The organism is Nitrosopumilus sp. S4 (assembly GCF_054515835.1).
Genome location: NZ_CM137258.1, coordinates 98,214 through 121,934 on the forward strand (window position 1 = coordinate 98,214; position 23,721 = coordinate 121,934).

General features: G+C 36.2%; 7 protein-coding genes. 3 read left to right on the forward strand and 4 right to left on the reverse strand.

Going from position 1 to position 23,721, the window contains the following annotated elements:
- Positions 1–27: 27 nt before the first annotated feature.
- A complete protein-coding gene (locus tag ACX119_RS00620) occupies positions 28–792 on the forward strand; it encodes a glutamate racemase (RefSeq protein ID WP_459351237.1) in 765 nt (254 codons plus the stop codon).
- On the opposite strand, the gene cobM is transcribed toward ACX119_RS00620, so the two are convergent.
- From cobM to ACX119_RS00640, 4 genes are read right to left on the reverse strand one after another with little or no spacing between them, the layout of a single operon-like run.
- Positions 785–1,549, reverse strand: a complete 765-nt coding sequence (gene cobM, locus ACX119_RS00625; RefSeq protein WP_459351238.1) for a precorrin-4 C(11)-methyltransferase — start codon at positions 1,547–1,549, stop codon at positions 785–787. The two genes, ACX119_RS00620 and cobM, sit on opposite strands and share 8 nt — an antisense overlap.
- Complete coding sequence (cobI, locus tag ACX119_RS00630) at positions 1,542–2,264, reverse strand: precorrin-2 C(20)-methyltransferase (RefSeq protein ID WP_459351239.1); 723 nt, start codon at positions 2,262–2,264, stop codon at positions 1,542–1,544. Before cobI ends, cobM begins: the two co-directional genes overlap by 8 nt.
- A gap of 36 nt (positions 2,265–2,300) precedes the next feature.
- Complete coding sequence (gene cbiT / locus ACX119_RS00635) at positions 2,301–2,891, reverse strand: precorrin-6Y C5,15-methyltransferase (decarboxylating) subunit CbiT (RefSeq protein ID WP_459351240.1); 591 nt, start codon at positions 2,889–2,891, stop codon at positions 2,301–2,303.
- A 30-nt stretch (positions 2,892–2,921) separates the two neighbouring features.
- Complete coding sequence (locus ACX119_RS00640; RefSeq protein WP_459351241.1) at positions 2,922–3,401, reverse strand: hypothetical protein; 480 nt, start codon at positions 3,399–3,401, stop codon at positions 2,922–2,924.
- Positions 3,402–3,505: 104 nt separating this feature from the next.
- On the opposite strand from ACX119_RS00640, the gene rqcH reads away from it, so the two are divergent.
- A complete protein-coding gene (gene rqcH / locus ACX119_RS00645) occupies positions 3,506–5,434 on the forward strand; it encodes a ribosome rescue protein RqcH (protein WP_459351242.1) in 1,929 nt (642 codons plus the stop codon).
- A gap of 359 nt (positions 5,435–5,793) precedes the next feature.
- Positions 5,794–23,712 carry a LamG-like jellyroll fold domain-containing protein gene (locus tag ACX119_RS00650; protein ID WP_459351243.1) on the forward strand — a complete coding sequence of 5,973 codons (17,919 nt, stop codon included), beginning with the start codon at positions 5,794–5,796 and terminating at the stop codon, positions 23,710–23,712.
- The last annotated feature ends 9 nt before the right edge of the window (positions 23,713–23,721 follow it).

Sequence of the window (23,721 nt, forward strand, 5' to 3'; positions counted from 1 at the left end):
TATATGCCTCCCCTATGTCTATAATTTGTGTCAAGGATTGCAGTTTTTGATTCAGGGCTAGGCTCATTATCAATAATTAATGCAATTCAAAGGATTTGCAAGTCTGAGATAATCTATTTTGCTGATAGTCAAAACTATCCATATGGGACAAAATCTAAATCTCAAATAAATAACATAATTAAAAAATCCATTAAATTACTAGAAAATGAATTTTCACCAGATTTTATAGTAGTAGCATCTAATACTCCAAGTTTGATGCTTGATTTGACAAACAAAAAAATAATTGATGTAAAGCCACCTTTAAAATTAGCTGAAAAACTTTCTCAAACAAAACATATTGGAATTCTAGCTACGGATTCTGCAATTAGGAGTAAGGGTTTATGTAATCATATAATTCAACAAAAGTTTTTAGAATCTACAAAAATTACAAAGATAAATGGCTCAAAACTTGTTGATTTGGTAGAATCTGGAAAATTTTTAACAAATAAAAAACTATGCTCTCAAATTATTAAAAAAACTCTTGATGATACACTAGTCAATAACTCAATTGATACAATTACATTATCTAGTACTCACTTACCTTTTATACAAACATTATTAGAGAAAGAATACTTATCAATACAATTTCTAGATCCAGGTAACATTATTGCAAAAAAGATCTACAAAAAAATTCAACATAAACAAAATAAAAAAAATTCTTTAAAAATATTTACTTCAGGTAATGTTCATGAATTTCAAAACAAATTAAAAAAATTAGGAATCAATAACCAAGTAAATTTTCTATCTATTTGACTTTAGATTTTCTATACCCATGACTAAATTTTTTATCATATAGTTTGGAATATTCATAAGTTTCAGGATCAATTACATCACTAATAATTACGATTGCAGTTCTTGTAATTTTTTCATCTTTTACTTTTTTTGCTATATCTTCTAGTGTGCCTTTGATAATTTTTTGATCATCCCAACTCGCTCTGTAAACAATTGCTACAGGTGTAGATTTTTTGTATCCACCAGCAACAGCCTCTTTTACTAAATTAGATATCAAATGAATGCTAAGATAAAAGATCAATGTAGCTTTGTGTTTTGCAAGCTCTGAAATTTTTTCACGCTTTGGAACTTTGGTTCTAGATTCTGCACGAGTAATAATAATTGTCTGTGTCACACCAGGAAGTGTTAGTTGAGTTCCTAAGGCTGCAGCTGAAGCTAGAAATGCTGTTACACCCGGAATAACAATTGATTTTATTCCTTTTTTTTCAAGATTGTCAATCTGTTCTTTAATTGCACCATAAATTGATGGATCACCATCATGTAATCTGATTATTAATTTATCTTTAATTGCATTTTTGTATAGCAAATCAAATATTTCCTCTCTTACTAATTTTGCAGCGTCAAAGAGTTTTCCTTTTTTGCAAAGTTTCAGTATGGGTTTTGGAATTAATGATCCAGAATAAACAACAACATCTGCTTTTTGAATTAATTTTTTTGCTTTTACTGTTATTAACTCGGGATCTCCTGGACCACATCCAACAAAATAAACATCAGACACGTTTTACCACCAAGATTGAAAAATATTTTGTTGTTAAAGTATCATCATTGATTTCACCCAATGTTAATTTTCTCACAATTTCATTTTCTGTTCCAAGATCTTGTCCTATCGCAAAAATTGAATTATCTGGAAATCCAGACTCTTTTAGGACATTAATTACTTGATCAAAATATCTACCATCTTTAAGAAATACCATTGTTTCAGAATGTTTAGCGATTTCTTTTACACTGGATAAATCATAGCATGATGGAATAATTGCAACTTTTTCAGCTCCTTCAGCAATACTTATTCCAACTTTTGAAGCAAAAGTAAACATTGAAACTATTCCTGGAATGACACTGATTTCCATATCTGGATAATTCTCTTTTAGATCTTTATGCATATAGATCCAAGTGCTGTATAGATAAGGATCGCCTACTGTAAGATAAACAACATTTTTTCCTGACAAAACTTTTTCTGCCATGATCTTTGCATTTTTTTTCCATGTTTGCTCAAGAACATCTTTATCTTTTGTCATCGGAAAAATGAGTTTAACAATATCTTGATTTTTTGATTTGTCAATTAATGAAGATACCACTGACAATGCAATACTGGGACGATCCTCATTTGAAGCAGGACACATAATTATATCTGCATTTTGGATTGCCTTTACTGCCTTGACTGTAAGGAGTTCAGGATCACCTGGACCAACTCCTATTCCAATAAGACCTGACATGTAATCTAGGAAATTTATCCCAATTAAAAATCTAGACTAGACTCTTGTTGCAGAAATTATTGTTACAGGATTTCTTGCAAGCATCATAGTTCCCGTAGATGTTTTCCTACTCTTTGAGATGGTGACTTGTGTTATATCAATCGATTTAAACTCTAATTTATCTAGAATTTGTAGTACGGAATATAGAGTTTCGATTAAAATTATTCCTATTACTATTCTTCCACCAGATTTTAATTTATTTTGTGAAATTTCTACTATTTCTTTAGTATCTCCACCTGTCCCTCCAATAAATATAGCATCAGCTTCCTCAAGATCTAATGTTTTTTCTTTAGCGTTTCCATGAATCAACATTACATTTGATATTCCAAACTTTTCCATATTTTTTCTAGTTAATTCAATAGCATTTTGATCATAATCAATTGCTAATACTTTACCAGTTGATTCAATTTGCATTGCAGCTTCAATGGAAATAGAGCCACTTCCACATCCAATATCGTATACAACCTGACCTGGTTTTAATCGAGCCTTACTAATTTGAATAGTTCTTACTTCTTCTTTTGTAATAGGAACTTTCTCTGTTCTATCAAAGTATTCATCAGGAATTCCTGGAGTTTTAAAATCCCACATTAAATCTCATTAAATAATTTTAATTGCATTTTAGAGATTTACTCCAGTTGTAACACTTCCAGAATGAGCTATTGTATAAGTTACAATCCATGTAAATAAATACAAAAATACATAGCTACCAATACCTTGTGTGACAATTTTTTTTCTATCAGAGGATGGTAATTGCATTTTCATTCCTTTAGCAACAATAATTGTTCCAAAAAATACAATAATCATAAATGCTATAGAAGCCCATCTTCTCTCCTCACCTTCAATTCCTTCAAACATAAAAGTTGCAGCAGTACCTGCAATGAAAGCCAGAGCAACTCTCATCCAAAATAATTTATTTAGTTTTCTATCTTTTTCACTTCTTTCAGCAATACTTACTGGTGGATCAGTTGATGAATTTTCAGGAACTGGTTCAGATTTTTCTGTTTCGGGAACATCAATTGATTCTTTATTGATAGATTCATTATTGGAATCCTCAGGTGATTTAGTAGGTTCAGATTTTTTCTTTTTGAATTTTGCCAAGTAATTTTCTAGCGTGTCTCAACTAAACCATGTTTAATATCTTTGGTCATAAAACATGCATACTCATAGCAAGGGTATAATTTTAGATACAAAATAAGTTAGTTATGCCATTATCCGGAATCGAGCTTAGATACTTAGTTAATCAGATTTCCGATCAAGTTCAGGATTACTATATCAGTAATGTTTATGGAATTACTAAGGATAGTATTCTGTTCAAGTTACATCATACTGAGAAAAATGATCTTTTTATGATGATTTCAACTTCTGGTGTTTGGTTAACTACAGTAAAAATTGAACAAATTGAGCCAAATAGACTTCTTAAACGATTAAGAAATGATCTTTTAAGATTAAAATTAAAAAAAATTGAACAAATAGGATCCGAGAGAATAGCATATTTTACATTTGAAGGATTTGGAAAGGAGTTTGTTTTAGTTGGAGAATTTTTTGGAGATGGAAATATTTTACTTTGCAATAGCGACATGAAAATTCTTGCACTGCAACACTCCATAGATGTTAGACATAGAAAGCTAAGTGTTGGATTAGATTATGTACCACCACCAGGAAATGGACTTGATATTTTTAATATTAGTATATCTGATTTTGATGAACTAAAAAAATCTGATCTTGCATCTGCTAAATGGTTAGGTAGAACGCTGGGATTACCAAAAAAATATGTTGAAGCTATATTTGAAATCTCAAAAATTGATTCCAAAAAAATAGGAAATCTATTATCATCAGAGGAGATCAATAAATTATTTGAGACAACAACAACAATTGTATCAGATGTAATTTCTGGAAATCATGAACCAGTAATAGTTAGAAATGAATCTACAGAAGTTCTTCCATTAAACTTTAAAAATCTAGAAGGAGAAATAATACCTGTAAAAAGTTTCATTGAAGGATTGGATACAGTATTTACTGAAAGCATTGTAAATAAAGGTAAAACTATTCAATCATCTGGATCTGATAAAAAAATTAAAGAATTAGAAACTCAGATTAGCGAACAAGAAAAAGCTATTGAAATTGTTAAAGAGCGCTCTATGAATATTTCATCTGTTGCTAATTCCCTTTATGAAATGATATCCCAAGGAATCATATCAATAGAAGATACTCGTGCACAAAATATTTTATCACATCATAATTCTAAACTTGTTAAGGAAAAAGGAAATTCATTACTTGTCATTCACGATGAAAAAATTCACATTAACCCTCATTCGCCTCTACAATCTATTGCGTCTGTTTTATTTAATGAAGCAAAAAAACAATCATCTGCAATCAAGTCAATTCAGAATATTAAAGAAAAAACACAAGCAAAACTTCAAAAATTTCAAAATAAAACAGAGTCTGAAAAAGATTTATCATTAGTTACAGAAATTAGAAAGAAAAATTGGTATGAGCGGTACAGATGGTTTGTCACTACTGATGGATTACTTGCAATTGGTGGAAGAGATGCAGCGTCTAATTCAGCCGTTGTTAGAAAACATTTAGTAAAAAATGATAAAATATTTCATGCAGATATTTTTGGTTCACCATTTTTTATTTTAAAAGATGCACTAAATGCTTCTGATAAAAGTATGAATGAAGTTGCAGATGCAACAGTTTGTTTTAGTAGAGCATGGAAAGAAGGAATGTATGGTGTAAGTGCATATTGGGTAAATCCCGAACAAGTAAAAAAATCAGCACCAAGTGGAGAATTCTTACCAAAAGGATCTTTTACTATTGATGGACAACGAAATTTTATCAAATCAGAAACACTTCGATTGGCTGTTGGGATTATTCCACAAGATGATGGTTATGCATTGACATGCGGTCCTGTGATTCCAATTATTAGAAATTCTATTTGTTATGCAATCATTGAACCTCATGGATTAGAAATGGTGGATGCAGCTAAAAAAATTCGAATTGAATTTTTAAAATTAGAAGAAGAAATTACAAAAAAAATTACATTAGATGATTTTGTCCGTGTTCTTCCAGCTGGAAAAAGTCAAATTAAAGAAATTAATTTTGGTCAATATGATGTAGCATCTTTGTAGGTTGAAAATAATTTTTATTAAAAATTTTTAAATCCTAATTTATACAAATTTTAAAATAATTTTTAAAACATATTTTTTGCTTAAAATTATCATTTGATTAAAGATCCAAAATGGATCAATGAATTAATTTATTTTCCATGATGGAATCGCCCTCATGGATTCTTTTCCAGCCTCCTTATTGTTTTTCGTGAATCACTTTTCATTGGTGTAGAAGAAGATGAGGTGGATACCTTAGACTATCCTTTGGATAGCATTAATTGGTTTTTCAATCCCCCAGACGAAAGTCTACACCAAATCCTTGCAAATCAATTTCTACACCAAGATATTTTTGCAACATTTTGTGTTGGGGGAGTTTTTAATTGAGAACTATTTTATCGATTTTCCTTATTTTATTTTTGGTTACATCCATCATTCCATTTGGCTTTGCTGATATTCCAATAGAAGATTCAGACTCATCTGATTTCTCACCAACTGTTTCTTCTGCACCAAAAGAAACACGAAATATTTCTGTTTCATTACAGGAATCAGTTGGAATCTCATCAAATCAACCAATGAAAAAAGATTCTACACAATCTAAACCAGTAAGAATATCCACATCTGACACTTTTGGTAAATTTGTTTTTCTGTCTGAAAGTTTAGATATTGATTCAGGATTATTTGAGAATTCTGTTTTTTCTAATTCATTTATAATTCAACCACAAACTACATTTGATAGAGTTACTACAATTGATAAAACTAAAGATAGAAAAAAGAATCTAAAATTAAATATCTTATCATCTGATAAATTAATTGATACTTTAGATAATAATTCACTCGAAACATTATCTACTGATTCATTTATTCAAATCAATTCATTATTAATTTTAGAACATGATCTTGATCTGAACATTTATGATGAATTCCAATTTTTCTCAGAAAATTTATTTGATTCTACCTTAAAATTATTTTCTTCCTTTGACACTCTTTCTAATATTTCTGTTTCAGAAACAGATCAACAATTTGCTTTAATTGTTTTTTCACCACTTATTTTATTTTTGTTCCTTCGCTTTGAAGATTTTGAATTTAAAATTTCTAAATTTAAACAACCATTATCTTTTGTTCTGGTTGTTATTATTTTATCAACAATTGTAATCACACCTTATTCTATTTCATCATCATATTGGCCAATGGCTTATGCTGATCAATCAGTATTTGGTGATAATCAAACTGCCTCAGATACCACCTCATCTTCTTCTACACCAGCTGAAGATACAGTAACTTCTGAGGATTCAACTTCTGATAACACATCTACCCCAGTAGATACCACCTCATCTTCTTCTACACCAGCTGAAGATACAGTAACTTCTGAGGATTCAACTTCTGATAACACATCTACCCCAGTAGATACCACCTCATCTTCTTCTACACCAGCTGAAGATACAGAATCTACTGGGGTTTCATCTTCTACTAATCAAACTGCCTCAGATACCACCTCATCTTCTTCTACACCAGCTGAAGATACAGTAACTTCTGAGGATTCAACTTCTGATAACACATCTACCCCAGTAGATACCACCTCATCTTCTTCTACACCAGCTGAAGATACAGAATCTACTGGGGTTTCATCTTCTACTAATCAAACTGCCTCAGATACCACCTCATCTTCTTCTACACCAGCTGAAGATACAGTAACTTCTGAGGATTCAACTTCTGATAACACATCTACCCCAGTAGATACCACCTCATCTTCTTCTACACCAGCTGAAGATACAGAATCTACTGGGGTTTCATCTTCTACTAATCAAACTGCCTCAGATACCACCTCATCTTCTTCTACACCAGCTGAAGATACAGTAACTTCTGAGGATTCAACTTCTGATAACACATCTACCCCAGTAGATACCACCTCATCTTCTTCTACACCAGCTGAAGATACAGAATCTACTGGGGTTTCATCTTCTACTAATCAAACTGCCTCAGATACCACCTCATCTTCTTCTACACCAGCTGAAGATACAGTAACTTCTGAGGATTCAACTTCTGATAACACATCTACCCCAGTAGATACCACCTCATCTTCTTCTACACCAGCTGAAGATACAGAATCTACTGGGGTTTCATCTTCTACTAATCAAACTGCCTCAGATACCACCTCATCTTCTTCTACACCAGCTGAAGATACAGTAACTTCTGAGGATTCAACTTCTGATAACACATCTACCCCAGTAGATACCACCTCATCTTCTTCTACACCAGCTGAAGATACAGAATCTACTGGGGTTTCATCTTCTACTAATCAAACTGCCTCAGATACCACCTCATCTTCTTCTACACCAGCTGAAGATACAGTAACTTCTGAGGATTCAACTTCTGATAACACATCTACCCCAGTAGATACCACCTCATCTTCTTCTACACCAGCTGAAGATACAGAATCTACTGGGGTTTCATCTTCTACTAATCAAACTGCCTCAGATACCACCTCATCTTCTTCTACACCAGCTGAAGATACAGTAACTTCTGAGGATTCAACTTCTGATAACACATCTACCCCAGTAGATACCACCTCATCTTCTTCTACACCAGCTGAAGATACAGAATCTACTGGGGTTTCATCTTCTAATCAAACATCGATCAATAATCCATTGACTACTAATTCAACATCAGGAACAGAATCGATCATTGATTCTATCACTAACAGTTCTGATAACACATCTACCCCAGTAGATACCACCTCATCTTCTACACCAGCTGAAGATACAGAATCTACTGGGGTTTCATCTTCTAATCAAACATCGATCAATAATCCATTGACTACTAATTCAACATCAGGAACAGAATCGATCATTGATTCAATAATTAACGGCACTAATATTGATGAACAAAATGATAATCTAACAAACTCTACAGGTATACCAGTTAACGGTACAGCCATCCCAGGCACAAACTCTACAGGTATACCAGTTAACGGTACAGCCATCCCAGGCACAAACTCTACAGGTATACCAGTTAACGGTACAGCCATCCCAGGCACAAACTCTACAGGTATACCAGTTAACGGTACAGCCATCCCAGGCACAAACTCTACAGGTATACCAGTTAACGGTACAGCCATCCCAGGCACAAACTCTACAGGTATACCAGTTAACGGTACAGCCATCCCAGGCACAAACTCTACAGGTATACCAGTTATTTTACCAAATGCTACTGAAACCTGGAAATTTGATTCTCAAGTTAACGGTTCTCGCTTTATTGGAGATGTATATCTCAAGGAGACTGAATCAAGCCTAATTCTTGATGGAGATGGTTATGTCTCAAATGATGGAAATTCTACTAGTGATATTACAAACCTCTCAGTTACTGCATGGATTAATCCTGATTATTCTGGTGGATCTTCAGAATTTACTGTAGTTTCAAAAGAAAAATCATTTGCACTCACAATCAATAACAATATTGCTCCACAACACATAGCAAAATTTGCTGTTTTTGATGGAATTAAATGGCATACAGTAGAAACTTCAACAAAAATTGGTGATGATTGGTCTCATATAGCTGCAACATTTAATGGAACAACACTATCAATCTACACAAATGGTTCACTATCCAATGTTAATGAATCATTAGAAAGAATTTCAATTAATCTTGATGGACAACTAGAACCAAAAACTATTGAAACAATTGCAACATCTTCTGATGTAATTGTTGGTGCATCACTTGAAAATCATAGAACTATTGATGAAGTAACAAAAAAATTCCGTGGCGAAATAAAAGAAATTAATATATTTAATGTATACCTCACTGCAGAACAAATTAAAGAAATCTATTTACAAACATTACCCTTTATTCAATCATTAACTAATTCAACAGAAATAAAAATTGTTGAAAAAGAAAAAGAATTAAAAGCAATTAATGTATTGACACCAAAAATTACTACAAATTCTACAAATACTGATATAATAAATGTAAATGCAACAATAAACGACTTATCTAATTCCACTAAAAACTCTATAACATTTAATGATACAAAAAATTATGTTCCTGTTGTAGAAGAATCATTAAACACTCAACTTAGCAAACTTACTATATCTACATGGATTAATCCGGATTACAAATCAGGTTCAGCAGAATTTACTGTAGTTTCAAAAGAAAATTCATTTGTACTTGGAATTAATAATATTTATTCTCCAGAAAAAATTCCAACATTTGCTATTTTTGATGGAATCACATGGACAAAAATCGAAGGTAATTCACAAATTAATGATTGGTCACATCTTGTAGCAGTAATTAACGGAACAGAAATTTCACTATACCTAAATGGCGATCTTGAAGCTAAAACAACAATTCCTGAATCATTTAAAATTCTGGAAGGTGATGTAACTCCTGTTCCATCAGAAATTGCTGAAAATGAATCTGATCTGATTATTGGTGCCTATCTTAACACTCTCAGAAGCAAGATAAGCCTATCAAACCACTTTTCTGGTACAATTGATGATGTATTAATATACAAAGAAGCACTTACCGAAGATCAAATCAATAAAATCTATGGAGAATATGTTACACCTTCTGATAGTTTCAATCTTCCATTTGAGTCACAATTACTCTCATTTACTGATCATGTAACGGTATTTGTAAACAATTCAACTGTTTCTGAAACAATTCTTGTTTCTACAATTGATACACAAGGACTTACACCATCAACAGTCCAATCAATATCATTTACAGATTATGTTACATACAAAATAAACGGCAAAGTAAATGATTCTACAAATAAATCATCAATTGAAGTAATGAAATTTTCTGATGAAGTTGTAGCCACAATCATTTCTAATAATATTTCAGAGAATAATGAAATACAAACTATAACTGAATCATTATCATTAACTGATATTGTTCAGGCAACAATAAACAATGTCAATCTGATATCACTTTCAGAATCACTAGAATTTACTGATACTGCTAGTGTATCCATCAATGGCTCATACAATATTGTATTTTTGGAATCACTATCACTAGATGTACAAATTAATTCTAATGAAAATAATGCTTTAATGAATTCCACATTCATTCCTACACTAACATCCGTAAAAGAAAGCTATCTGATACATGAGGATGCAGAATTTGAATTTGAATTTAACAGATCTTCAAAAATTATTTTAGATGAAAAAAATAGATTAGATAATGCAACTGATATCATCATAAAGGAATTAGATCAAATTCAAGACATTAAAAATGAAATTGATGAACTTAAAGAAAAAATTAATGAATTATCAAGCAATAATGAATTTAATGAAAAAGAACTAAAAGAGATTAAGAATAAAGTAAAACAAATTATTACTCATATCAAACCAACTATCAAACATTTAGAAAAGGATAATCCTCAAAATGCCAATCGACTCAAAGATATTATAAAATCAGTTGAAGAAACCGCTGAAATTAAGCCAATTCAGAAAGGAAACTGGGTAGATTCTCAGAAAACAATAACAATTGAGGTTTATGATCCAAAAGGAAACCTCATTGAAATTGATTCTACCTATGAGACAATTCGAGAAGGAAAAGTCAGCTTAAAACTCTTATCTGATTATGCTAAACAGCCTGGAATCTATAAGATTAAAACTATCTTCACAGATAATGACCAAACTCACATCATTGAAGATGAATTTGCATGGGGTCTTGTGTCACTTAACACCAAAAAGAGTATCTACAAACCAGGTGAGACTGCTGAATTTGTAATTGTTGTACTTGATAATCTTGGACATCCAGTATGTAATGCTGATTTGACAATGACTATTGTGGATCCAAATTCAGGAATTACATTACTAAAGTCTGGGGATGGAATAAATCCAAATGAAGAATGTGGTTTGTATGATTCTCAGTATTTAGTTTCATTAGAAGGAACACATAATGTAAATATCCACGCAATTGACTCTGGAATCAATACTACATTTAGTACAACATTTGACGTAGCAGACTTCTTTGAATTTGATATAATCAGAACAGCACAAAGTAAAATTGATCCTATTACTAATCCTAATCTATTTGATGTTAGAGTAGATGTAGAATCCTTTGTAACTGGAAATAGCATAGATCTCATAGAAAGAGTTCCATCAGTTTTTGAGATAAGCAATACTGATGCTAACATAACCACAGTTGGTAATCACAAGGAACTTACTTGGACAAAAGAACTCATTGGTAATAAAACTGCAGTAGAGTATTCTTACTCTGTTCCACTAGTATTTCCAGAATTATATCCACTTGGAGAAATACAAATCATTCACAGTTCTGGAAACTTTACTGAGGCAAGACCTTGGTTTGTTGCAAACGATCCTGCAACAAAAACAACTACTGGAGGCATGTCTTCTATGGCTTCAACCAGCCCACAAACCTTTACAATTAATACATCTGCTGATAGTGCAAATGATGCAGTTTTTGTAGGTGTAGGCATAGATTCTACTCTTGCTGCTGCACAAGTTCTAAGTGTAACATATGGTGGTAATACTGGATGTAACACCGTATCTGCTGAGTCTCTTGTCAATACCGGAATTGCCTCTTTTTCAAACGCAGAATCCAAAGCTGAAATCTGGTACATCACAAACCCAACAAATCATGGATCAGCATGTAATGTTACAGTTACTCTACTTGGATCATTCAAATCCTTTGGTGCAGGTGCATGGTATCTATCTGGTGTTAATGGAACAAATCCAATCTCTGAGAGAAAAACATCAACTACCACCACCATAACATTTACCGATGTTTCTCCAGCCAACATACTTCTTGGTGCCCTCTCCAACCAAGATCAAGGTTCAGCTTCTGGAAGTGGTGGAAGTGTAGTAGATCTTCATTTGACCCAATCAGGAGGTAACAAACATGAAGTAGATCTTGTTAGTCGTGATCCTTCTACATCGCTTCCAACAACTCTTGCTGTCACTCTCTCAAAAGCTTCAACCCCTGCATTTTTAGGAGTTGAAGTGAACAGGGCCATAACCTCAACTAGTCATAGTGAGACATTAACCCTTAGTGACACTGTTGAATCGACAAAACTTTCATCAGTATCATTGTCTGAGACATTAGCACTTGATGATGGAGTCATTGATAGTATTCAAGATGTTTCAATCTCTCTAACTGAATCATTATCATTTGATCTTCAGATATTGGCAATTGGTGGTGGTGAAACTTTAGTTGAGTTAGATGAATCACTCTCACTTGATGATGGAACAATTAAAGTCAATCCAATACGTGTTTCTCTTTCAGAATCACTTTCACTAGCTGACACTACTAGCTTCACCAAGCCATCCGTCTCTCTCACAGAATCACTTTCACTAGCTGACACTACTAGCTTCACCAAGCCATCCGTCTCTCTCACAGAATCACTTTCACTTGATGCATCTGCAGCTGAATCAATATCAACTAATAAGGTCACAGTATATGCATTCCCTTCAAATAATGCAGGCTCTTGTAAAAATCCTAACAATGTAGCAGCTGATGATAATACTTATTCAGAATGTGTAAACAATGAGACACTTCAACTCAAAGGATTTGGTTTCACTACTGGTACTGGTGGCGGTACTCAAATTCCATCAAATGCATTCATTGAAGGAATTGAGTTTATTGTTGAAGGATTCCTAAACGATGGTGCCATATCTGGTCTAATCACTGATGTTACATTGTATGATGAAAATGGAAACCTACACTCTAGTGGAAATACTACTACTCATGTAACATTTGATGCAACTACAGGAACAGTTCATACGTTTGGCGGTGCAACATCATTACATGGTTTTGATACGTTAACTCAAGCAATTGTAACTGATCCTGACTTTGGTGCTCAATTAACATTTGCAATGGTTGGTAGTGGAAACGATGATATTTCAATTGATCATGTTCAAATGCGAATTCATTTCAGAACACCTATAGACTTTGTTGTATCTTTAACCGAATCCCTTTCTCTTCAAGACAACGTTGCAAAAACTTCATCCGTCTCTCTCACAGAATCATTATCACTTGATGATGCCTTGGATACTGACAAAACATTCGCTTTATCTCTCACAGAATCATTATCACTTGATGATGTTGTAGATACTGACAAAACATTCACTTTATCTCTATTAGAGAATATTTCTCTTCAAGACAACGTTGCAAAAACTTCATCCGTCTCTCTCACAGAATCTCTATCATTAGTTGACGCTACTAGCTTCAAAAGACCATCAATTTCTCTCTTTGAATCAATGACTTTTAGTATCGATTTTAGAGTAATATTACCTGTTAATCTATTTGAATCACTTTCACTAGCTGACACTACTAGCTTCACCAAGCCATCCGTCTCTCTCACAGAATCACTATCATTTGCAGATACTGTAATAACTGGCAAAACTTCATCCGTCTCTCTCACAGAATCTCTTTCCCTATCTGATGGAACAGTTGAATCCATAAACGCATTCTCATCATCTCTCACAGAATCTCTTTCCCTACAGGACAGCATCAACAAAAATATATCTACATCTCTCACAGAATCACTTTTCTTATCTGATGGAACAGTTGAATCCATAAATTCTATTAAAGTCTCTCTCACAGAATCTTTATCCTTAATTGATACTACTAGCTTCAAAAGACCATTAATCTCTCTCACAGAATCTCTTTCGTTCAATGATAGCATGTTTGCAAATTTTGCATCTGAGTTTACTACGTCATATGCTGTTTCTACAGATATTACAACAGCAGGTTGTTTCAAACCTGGTAATGTAGCTGCTGATGATGGTCAATATGCTGAATGTGTAGATACAGAGACTCTCCAATTACATGGATTTGGTTTCACTACTGGTACTGGTGGCGGTACTCAAATTCCATCAAATGCATTCATTGAAGGAATTGAATTTGTGATTGAAGGATTTTTGCATAATGGTGCCCCATCAGGTAGTGTTTCTGATGTAACCTTGTATAATCAACTTGGAAACCTACACTCTAGTGGAAATACTACTACCCATGTAACATTTGATGCAACTGAAGGAACAGTTCACACTTTTGGCGGTGCAACATCATTGCATGGATTTACAGGATTAAATGTTACAACTGTAACTGATCCTGACTTTGGTGCTCAACTAACATTTGCAATGGGTGGTAGTGGAAACGATGATGTATCAGTTGATATTGTAATGATGAGAATTCATTATAGAGTACCTGTGACAACATTTGTTTCACTGGAAGAAACTTTATCATTTAATGATTCTATAAATCGTCAAATATCAATTCCCCTAAACGAAAATTTGTCAATAAATGATACTATAGAAAACACTAATGATATTTTCATTTCTCTCACAGAATCACTCTCACTAGTTGATAATATTGATACAGACAAATCATTCTCTATTTCTCTCACAGAATCACTCTCACTAGTTGATAATATTGATACAGACAAATCATTCTCTATTTCTCTCACAGAGTCACTCTCACTTCAAGATGACATTGCAAGATCATTCTCCGTCTCACTAGACGAATCACTCCCACTCAATGACGCAGTCTCCAAGACATTCTCCGTCTCACTAGACGAATCACTCCCACTCAATGACGCAGTCTCCAAGACATTCTCCGTCTCCCTAGCAGAGTCACTCCCACTACAAGATGCAGTCTCCAAGACATTCTCCGTCTCCCTAGCAGAGTCTCTATCACTACAAGATGCAGTCTCCAAGACATTCTCCGTCTCCCTAGCAGAGTCTCTATCACTACAAGATGCAGTCTCCAAGACATTCTCCGTCTCCCTAGCAGAGTCACTCCCACTACAAGATGCAATCTCCAAGACATTCTCCATCTCACTAGACGAATCACTCCCACTCAATGATCTAATCTCCAAGACATTCTCCGTCTCCCTAGCAGAGTCTCTATCACTACAAGATGCAATCTCCAAGACATTCTCCATCTCACTAGACGAATCACTCCCACTCAATGATCTAATCTCCAAGACATTCTCCGTCTCACTAGACGAATCACTCCCACTCAATGACGCAATCTCCAAGACATTCTCCATCTCCCTAATCGAATCACTCCCACTCAATGACGCAATAACTAAGACATTCTCCATCTCACTAGACGAATCACTCCCACTCAATGATCTAATCTCCAAGACATTCTTTGCATCTCTCACAGAGTCACTCCCACTACAAGATGCAATCTCCAAGACATTCTCCATCTCACTAGACGAATCACTCCCACTACAAGATGCAATAACTAAGACATTCTCTATCTCCCTAATCGAATCACTCCCACTACAAGATGCAATAACTAAGACATTCTCTATCTCCCTAATCGAATCACTCCCACTCAATGATCTAATCTCCAAGACATTCTCCGTCTCCCTAGCAGAGTCTCTATCACTACAAGATGCAATCTCCAAGACATTCTCCGTCTCACTAGACGAATCACTCCCACTCAATGATCTAATCTCCAAGACATTCTTTGCATCTCTCACAGAGTCACTCCCACTACAAGACGCAATAACTAAGACATTCTCCATCTCACTAGACGAATCACTCCCACTCAATGACGCAATCTCCAAGACATTCTCCATCTCACTAGACGAATCACTCCCACTCAATGATCTAATCTCCAAATCATTCTCCCTCTCCCTAATCGAATCACTCCCACTACAAGATGCAATAACTAAGACATTCTCCATCTCCCTAGCAGAGTCACTCCCACTACAAGATGCAGTCTCCAAGACATTCTCTATCTCCCTAATCGAATCACTCCCACTCAATGATCTAATCTCCAAGACATTCTTTGCATCTCTCACAGAGTCACTCCCACTACAAGATGCAATCTCCAAATCATTCTCCCTCTCCCTAATCGAATCACTCCCACTACAAGATGCAATAACTAAGACATTCTCCGTCTCCCTAGCAGAGTCACTCCCACTACAAGATGCAGTCTCCAAGACATTCTCCCTCTCCCTAATCGAATCACTCCCACTCAATGATCTAATCTCCAAGACATTCTTTGCATCTCTCACAGAGTCACTCCCACTACAAGATGCAGTCTCCAAATCATTCTCCCTCTCCCTAATCGAATCACTCCCACTCAATGATCTAATCTCCAAATCATTCTCCCTCTCCCTAATCGAATCACTCCCACTCAATGATCTAATCTCCAAGACATTCTTTGCATCTCTCACAGAGTCACTCCCACTACAAGATGCAGTCTCCAAATCATTCTCCCTCTCCCTAATCGAATCACTCCCACTACAAGATGCAATAACTAAGACATTCTCCATCTCCCTAGCAGAGTCACTCCCACTACAAGATGCAGTCTCCAAGACATTCTCTATCTCCCTAATCGAATCACTCCCACTCAATGACGCAATCTCCAAGACATTCTCCATCTCACTAGACGAATCACTCCCACTCAATGATCTAATCTCCAAGACATTCTCCATCTCACTAGACGAATCACTCCCACTCAATGACGCAATCTCCAAGACATTCTCCGTCTCCCTAGCAGAGTCTCTATCACTACAAGATGCAATCTCCAAGACATTCTCCATCTCACTAGACGAATCACTCCCACTCAATGACGCAGTCTCCAAGACATTCTCCGTCTCCCTAGCAGAGTCTCTATCACTACAAGATGCAGTCTCCAAGACATTCTCCATCTCACTAGACGAATCACTCCCACTCAATGACGCAATCTCCAAGACATTCTCCATCTCACTAGACGAATCACTCCCACTCAATGATCTAATCTCCAAGACATTCTCCGTCTCACTAGACGAATCACTCCCACTCAATGATCTAATCTCCAAGACATTCTTTGCATCTCTCACAGAGTCACTCCCACTACAAGACGCAATAACTAAGACATTCTCCATCTCACTAGACGAATCACTCCCACTCAATGACGCAATCTCCAAGACATTCTCCATCTCCCTAGCAGAGTCTCTATCACTACAAGATGCAATCTCCAAGACATTCTCCATCTCACTAGACGAATCACTCCCACTCAATGACGCAGTCTCCAAGACATTCTCCGTCTCCCTAGCAGAGTCTCTATCACTACAAGATGCAATCTCCAAGACATTCTCCATCTCACTAGACGAATCACTCCCACTCAATGATCTAATCTCCAAGACATTCTCCATCTCCCTAATCGAATCACTCCCACTCAATGACGCAATCTCCAAGACATTCTTTGCATCTCTCACAGAGTCACTCCCACTACAAGATGCAGTCTCCAAATCATTCTCCGTCTCACTAGACGAATCACTCCCACTCAATGATCTAATCTCCAAATCATTCTTTGCATCTCTCACAGAGTCACTCCCACTACAAGACGCAATAACTAAGACATTCTCCATCTCACTAGACGAATCACTCCCACTCAATGACGCAGTCTCCAAGACATTCTCCATCTCCCTAATCGAATCACTCCCACTCAATGATCTAATCTCCAAGACATTCTCCATCTCACTAGACGAATCACTCCCACTCAATGATGCAGTCTCCAAGACATTCTCCGTCTCCCTAATCGAATCACTCCCACTCAATGATGCAGTCTCCAAGACATTCTCCATCTCACTAGACGAATCACTCCCACTCAATGATGCAATCTCCAAGACATTCTCCGTCTCCCTAGCAGAGTCTCTATCACTACAAGATGCAATAACTAAGACATTCTCCATCTCACTAGACGAATCACTCCCACTCAATGACGCAATAACTAAGACATTCTCCATCTCACTAGACGAATCACTCCCACTCAATGATCTAATCTCCAAATCATTCTTTGCATCTCTCACAGAGTCACTCCCACTACAAGATGCAATAACTAAGACATTCTCCATCTCCCTAGCAGAGTCTCTATCACTACAAGATGCAATAACTAAGACATTCTCCATCTCCCTAGCAGAGTCTCTATCACTACAAGATGCAATCTCCAAGACATTCTCCGTCTCCCTAGCAGAGTCACTCCCACTCAATGATCTAATCTCCAAGACATTCTTTGCATCTCTCACAGAGTCACTCCCACTACAAGATGCAGTCTCCAAGACATTCTCCATCTCACTAGACGAATCACTCCCACTCAATGATCTAATCTCCAAGACATTCTCCGTCTCCCTAATCGAATCACTCCCACTCAATGATCTAATCTCCAAATCATTCTCCCTCTCCCTAATCGAATCACTCCCACTCAATGATCTAATCTCCAAGACATTCTTTGCATCTCTCACAGAGTCACTCCCACTCAATGATCTAATCTCCAAGACATTCTCCATCTCACTAGACGAATCACTCCCACTCAATGATCTAATCTCCAAGACATTCTCCATCTCACTAGACGAATCACTCCCACTCAATGACGCAATCTCCAAGACATTCTTTGCATCTCTCACAGAGTCACTCCCACTACAAGATGCAATAACTAAGACATTCTCTATCTCCCTAATCGAATCACTCCCACTACAAGATGCAATAACTAAGACATTCTCTATCTCCCTAATCGAATCACTCCCACTCAATGATCTAATCTCCAAGACATTCTCTATCTCCCTAATCGAATCACTCCCACTCAATGATCTAATCTCCAAGACATTCTTTGCATCTCTCACAGAGTCACTCCCACTACAAGATGCAATCTCCAAATCATTCTCCCTCTCCCTAATCGAATCACTCCCACTACAAGATGCAATAACTAAGACATTCTCCGTCTCCCTAGCAGAGTCACTCCCACTACAAGATGCAGTCTCCAAGACATTCTCCCTCTCCCTAATCGAATCACTCCCACTCAATGATCTAATCTCCAAGACATTCTTTGCATCTCTCACAGAGTCACTCCCACTACAAGATGCAGTCTCCAAATCATTCTCCCTCTCCCTAATCGAATCACTCCCACTCAATGATCTAATCTCCAAGACATTCTCCCTCTCCCTAATCGAATCACTCCCACTCAATGATCTAATCTCCAAGACATTCTTTGCATCTCTCACAGAGTCACTCCCACTACAAGATGCAGTCTCCAAATCATTCTCCCTCTCCCTAATCGAATCACTCCCACTACAAGATGCAATAACTAAGACATTCTCCATCTCCCTAGCAGAGTCACTCCCACTACAAGATGCAGTCTCCAAGACATTCTCTATCTCCCTAATCGAATCACTCCCACTCAATGATCTAATCTCCAAGACATTCTTTGCATCTCTCACAGAGTCACTCCCACTACAAGATGCAATAACTAAGACATTCTCCATCTCCCTAGCAGAGTCTCTATCACTACAAGATGCAATCTCCAAGACATTCTCCATCTCCCTAGCAGAGTCACTCCCACTACAAGATGCAGTCTCCAAATCATTCTCCCTCTCACTAGACGAATCACTCCCACTCAATGATCTAATCTCCAAGACATTCTTTGCATCTCTCACAGAGTCACTCCCACTACAAGATGCAATCTCCAAGACATTCTCTATCTCCCTAATCGAATCACTCCCACTACAAGATGCAATAACTAAGACATTCTCCATCTCACTAGCAGAGTCACTCCCACTACAAGATGCAGTCTCCAAATCATTCTCCATCTCACTAGACGAATCACTCCCACTCAATGATCTAATCTCCAAGACATTCTTTGCATCTCTCACAGAGTCACTCCCACTACAAGATGCAATAACTAAGACATTCTCCATCTCCCTAGCAGAGTCTCTATCACTACAAGATGCAGTCTCCAAATCATTCTCCATCTCACTAGACGAATCACTCCCACTCAATGATCTAATCTCCAAGACATTCTTTGCATCTCTCACAGAGTCACTCCCACTACAAGATGCAATAACTAAGACATTCTCCATCTCCCTAGCAGAGTCTCTATCACTACAAGATGCAATCTCCAAGACATTCTCCATCTCCCTAGCAGAGTCACTCCCACTACAAGATGCAGTCTCCAAATCATTCTCCCTCTCACTAGACGAATCACTCCCACTCAATGATCTAATCTCCAAGACATTCTTTGCATCTCTCACAGAGTCTCTATCACTACAAGATGCAGTCTCCAAGACATTCTCCCTCTCCCTAATCGAATCACTCCCACTCAATGACGCAATAACTAAGACATTCTCCCTCTCCCTAAACGAATCACTCCCACTACAAGATGCAGTCTCCAAATCATTCTCCCTCTCCCTAATCGAATCACTCCCACTACAAGATGCAGTCTCCAAATCATTCTCCCTCTCCCTAGACGAATCACTCCCACTCAATGACGCAATAACTAAGACATTCTCCATCTCACTAATCGAATCACTCCCACTACAAGATGCAGTCTCCAAATCATTCCCAATCTCCCTTGACGAATCACTATCTCTTGATGATGGTGTAGTTGAAACTGTTAATGCATTCTCTATCTCCCTAATCGAATCACTCCCACTCAATGACGCAATAACTAAGACATTCTCCATCTCACTGGCAGAGTCACTCCCACTACAAGATGCAATAACTAAGACATTCTCCATCTCCCTAAACGAATCACTCTCCCTTGATGATGATCTTATTTTGGTGGGAACATTAAAGATCAGAATCACCAATAATAATCTGTTAGTTGGAGGCTCCTCATTCTCAATTACGCCAAACCCCCAGACAGGAATTGGAAGTCTAAATGTTACTGATAATGGAATTAATGACGCAAATTCAACTAGTGGTGAAATTAGAATACTTTCAGTTCCAGTTAATGATTATACTGTTTCAATGATTACAGTTCCTACAGGAAATGTAGTTGATGTTGATGAAGCAATCGTTTCAGTTTGTTGTGACGATGTAAATCCTCTAGTAGAATTTGAAATATTTAGTGTTGCAACAGATCTGTCACAACTTCCACCAACAATAGCTAAAACCGCTCCAAATCTTAATTCAACTCAACTTACCACACTTAAAGGATTTACAGCTACAATTATTGAAGGTGCATCTTCTACAACAATTGAAAAATCAATTCAATCTCTTAAGATTATCAGGGTAGGTGTGAATAACACATCTGGTATAGATAATGCAATTAACCTACAATCAAATATTAAATATGTAAATGATTATCCTGTTGATACAAGTGGTTCCATTGTTCAAAATACATTAAAGATTCCAAAGTATACTCTATCACTTAACAAATCAGTTACAGCAATTATTCCAGTTGCAGTATCAGTTGAATCAACTTCTCATCAACTAATTTCTACTCCACCTTTAACAAAGATTGTTCCAGGAAAACAAATCATACTTCCAGTTGAACCTACACTTATCCCAAGCTTTGGTGGTTTATCAAAATTAGATATCACTTCAAAAGACACCTCATCTTCAGTTGGAAACTTTACTCAAGATTGGATAGTAATTGAAGTTGATAATGAACATATCAATTCACCAACATTGGCTAGCAGTGGAATCGATAATGAATTAGAAATGGAGATAGATGTGAAATCAAGATACGAAGAATTTGGTACTGGTTTCAACTTTGGAGATCCTTCTAATTTTGCATTAAAACCAGTAATGACAGTCATGGTACCTAAACCATCTTCTTCAGAAATTCAAACACTTGAAAATGGATGTGCAGATGTTGAAGTACACACACTTGTTGGAGGAGTATGGACTATAGGTATTGATACAGTTCTATCAAATACACCATCAACAATTGATTCAAACTTCTGTGATGTAGAGATACAATCGGACCACTATTCAAAGAAGTCTGTTTCTTCAAAGAAGAGCTCTGGTACTGGAGGTACTGGAGGTACTGGAGGTACTGGAGGTATTGGAGGTACTGGAGGTACTGGAGGTATTGGTGGCGGTGGCGGTGGCGGTGGCCGTGGTGGTTCAATATCTGGATATGCTGGAATTCTAGGAACTCCACTAACAATCAATGAAGTAACATATGACAAATGTGATGAAAATATGGCAAGAATTCTTGTATCTAGTGATGCTGAGGAACCACCAACAGTAATTCTGCACACCACAAAATCTGGAACCATATATGCAAAACTAGCTGAATTACAACCATTTGCAGAAAGTAATCAACTTACCAAGATTGACAAGTATCTCTATGAAGCACCAATTGCATCAGATGAGATATTCATGATGGTTCAGGTTACTGAAATTAATGAAGGATCAAAGAATACAGTTCAATCACCGATCTATCTTGATTCCTGTTCTGGTTCAATCACAATAGCTGAAACTCCAGGAGATGAGACAGAAGTTTCCCTTGATGTTCCAAGAATCTTTGATGTAAAATTCAAAATTAACAATGAAACACAACATTTGGCCTCAACTCAATCTGTCTTCTATCTAGAAAATGATGATCTTTCAGTGTCTGCAATCATTGATAGTAAATCAGCACTCAAACGTGTTGAGCTAAGATCTACTCCAATGGGCCAATCAACAGAACAGTATGCTGCTATGAGGATGAATATTGAATCACTTTCAGTATCTGATACGTCTTATCTTGTAAGTGCAACACTACCATCATATTTCTTAATAGAGCCTGGTATACAATATTGGATTCACGTACTAGATGAGGATCTTAACATTGTTGATTCCAAACCATACCAAATTGGAGTAAAGCCAACCAAATCATCAAAGGTATCCGTTGAAATGGATGTTGAATCCATCAAACCAAGTGGTACATCAACCCGACCTGAAATCTATGTCTTTACTAGTAATTCATCTGCATATGGAACAGTATCACTAATTGCCAATGGACAAATTGTTGAACAAAAATCACAACTATTTGAAATTGGTCAAACCAAAGTAACATTTGATTGGAATGTTCCAGCCTCTACATCATTTGCAAGTAATGAATTACAAGGAAAAGTTGACTTGTATGATAAATCAATAGTTACAGAATCAGCAACTATTCATAGTTATCCAAGAACTGTATCTCTATTGGCATCAGAGATGGCATCTCTAGAATCTATAGAAATTAATGGTAAAGTTGTAGCAGAACCAGCACTCATCTATTCATCTAATTCAGATTCTAATCTACAGTTCAGAGTAACAGATCCTCAAGGTCAGTGTGTAATTGGAGGAACAGATGATTGTACAATTAATCAAAGTACAAAGGATAATCGTGGAGGATTAACCAGTATAATGTATGGCGATCAAGTACTCAGAGTTAGATATAGTGGTGCTGATAATGCTTTGGAGAGATTCTCAATTACATCAATTGATCCAATAGTTGATCAGTGGACTATATCTCTTGAAACTCAAGATGGAGTATTACAAGAAGCACATGCAACACAAGAACCAACCATTAAGATCAAATACAGATATCACTCTGAAACAATTACAGTGTTTTCAAATTAATCTGTAATT

Excerpts from the sequence above, each read along its gene's own strand:
- rqcH (WP_459351242.1), top strand. The coding sequence starts at position 3,506 with ATGCCATTATCCGGAATCGAGCTTAGATACTTAGTTAATCAGATTTCC.
- cobI (WP_459351239.1), bottom strand. The coding sequence starts at position 2,264 with ATGTCAGGTCTTATTGGAATAGGAGTTGGTCCAGGTGATCCTGAACTC.
- cbiT (WP_459351240.1), bottom strand. The coding sequence starts at position 2,891 with ATGTGGGATTTTAAAACTCCAGGAATTCCTGATGAATACTTTGATAGA.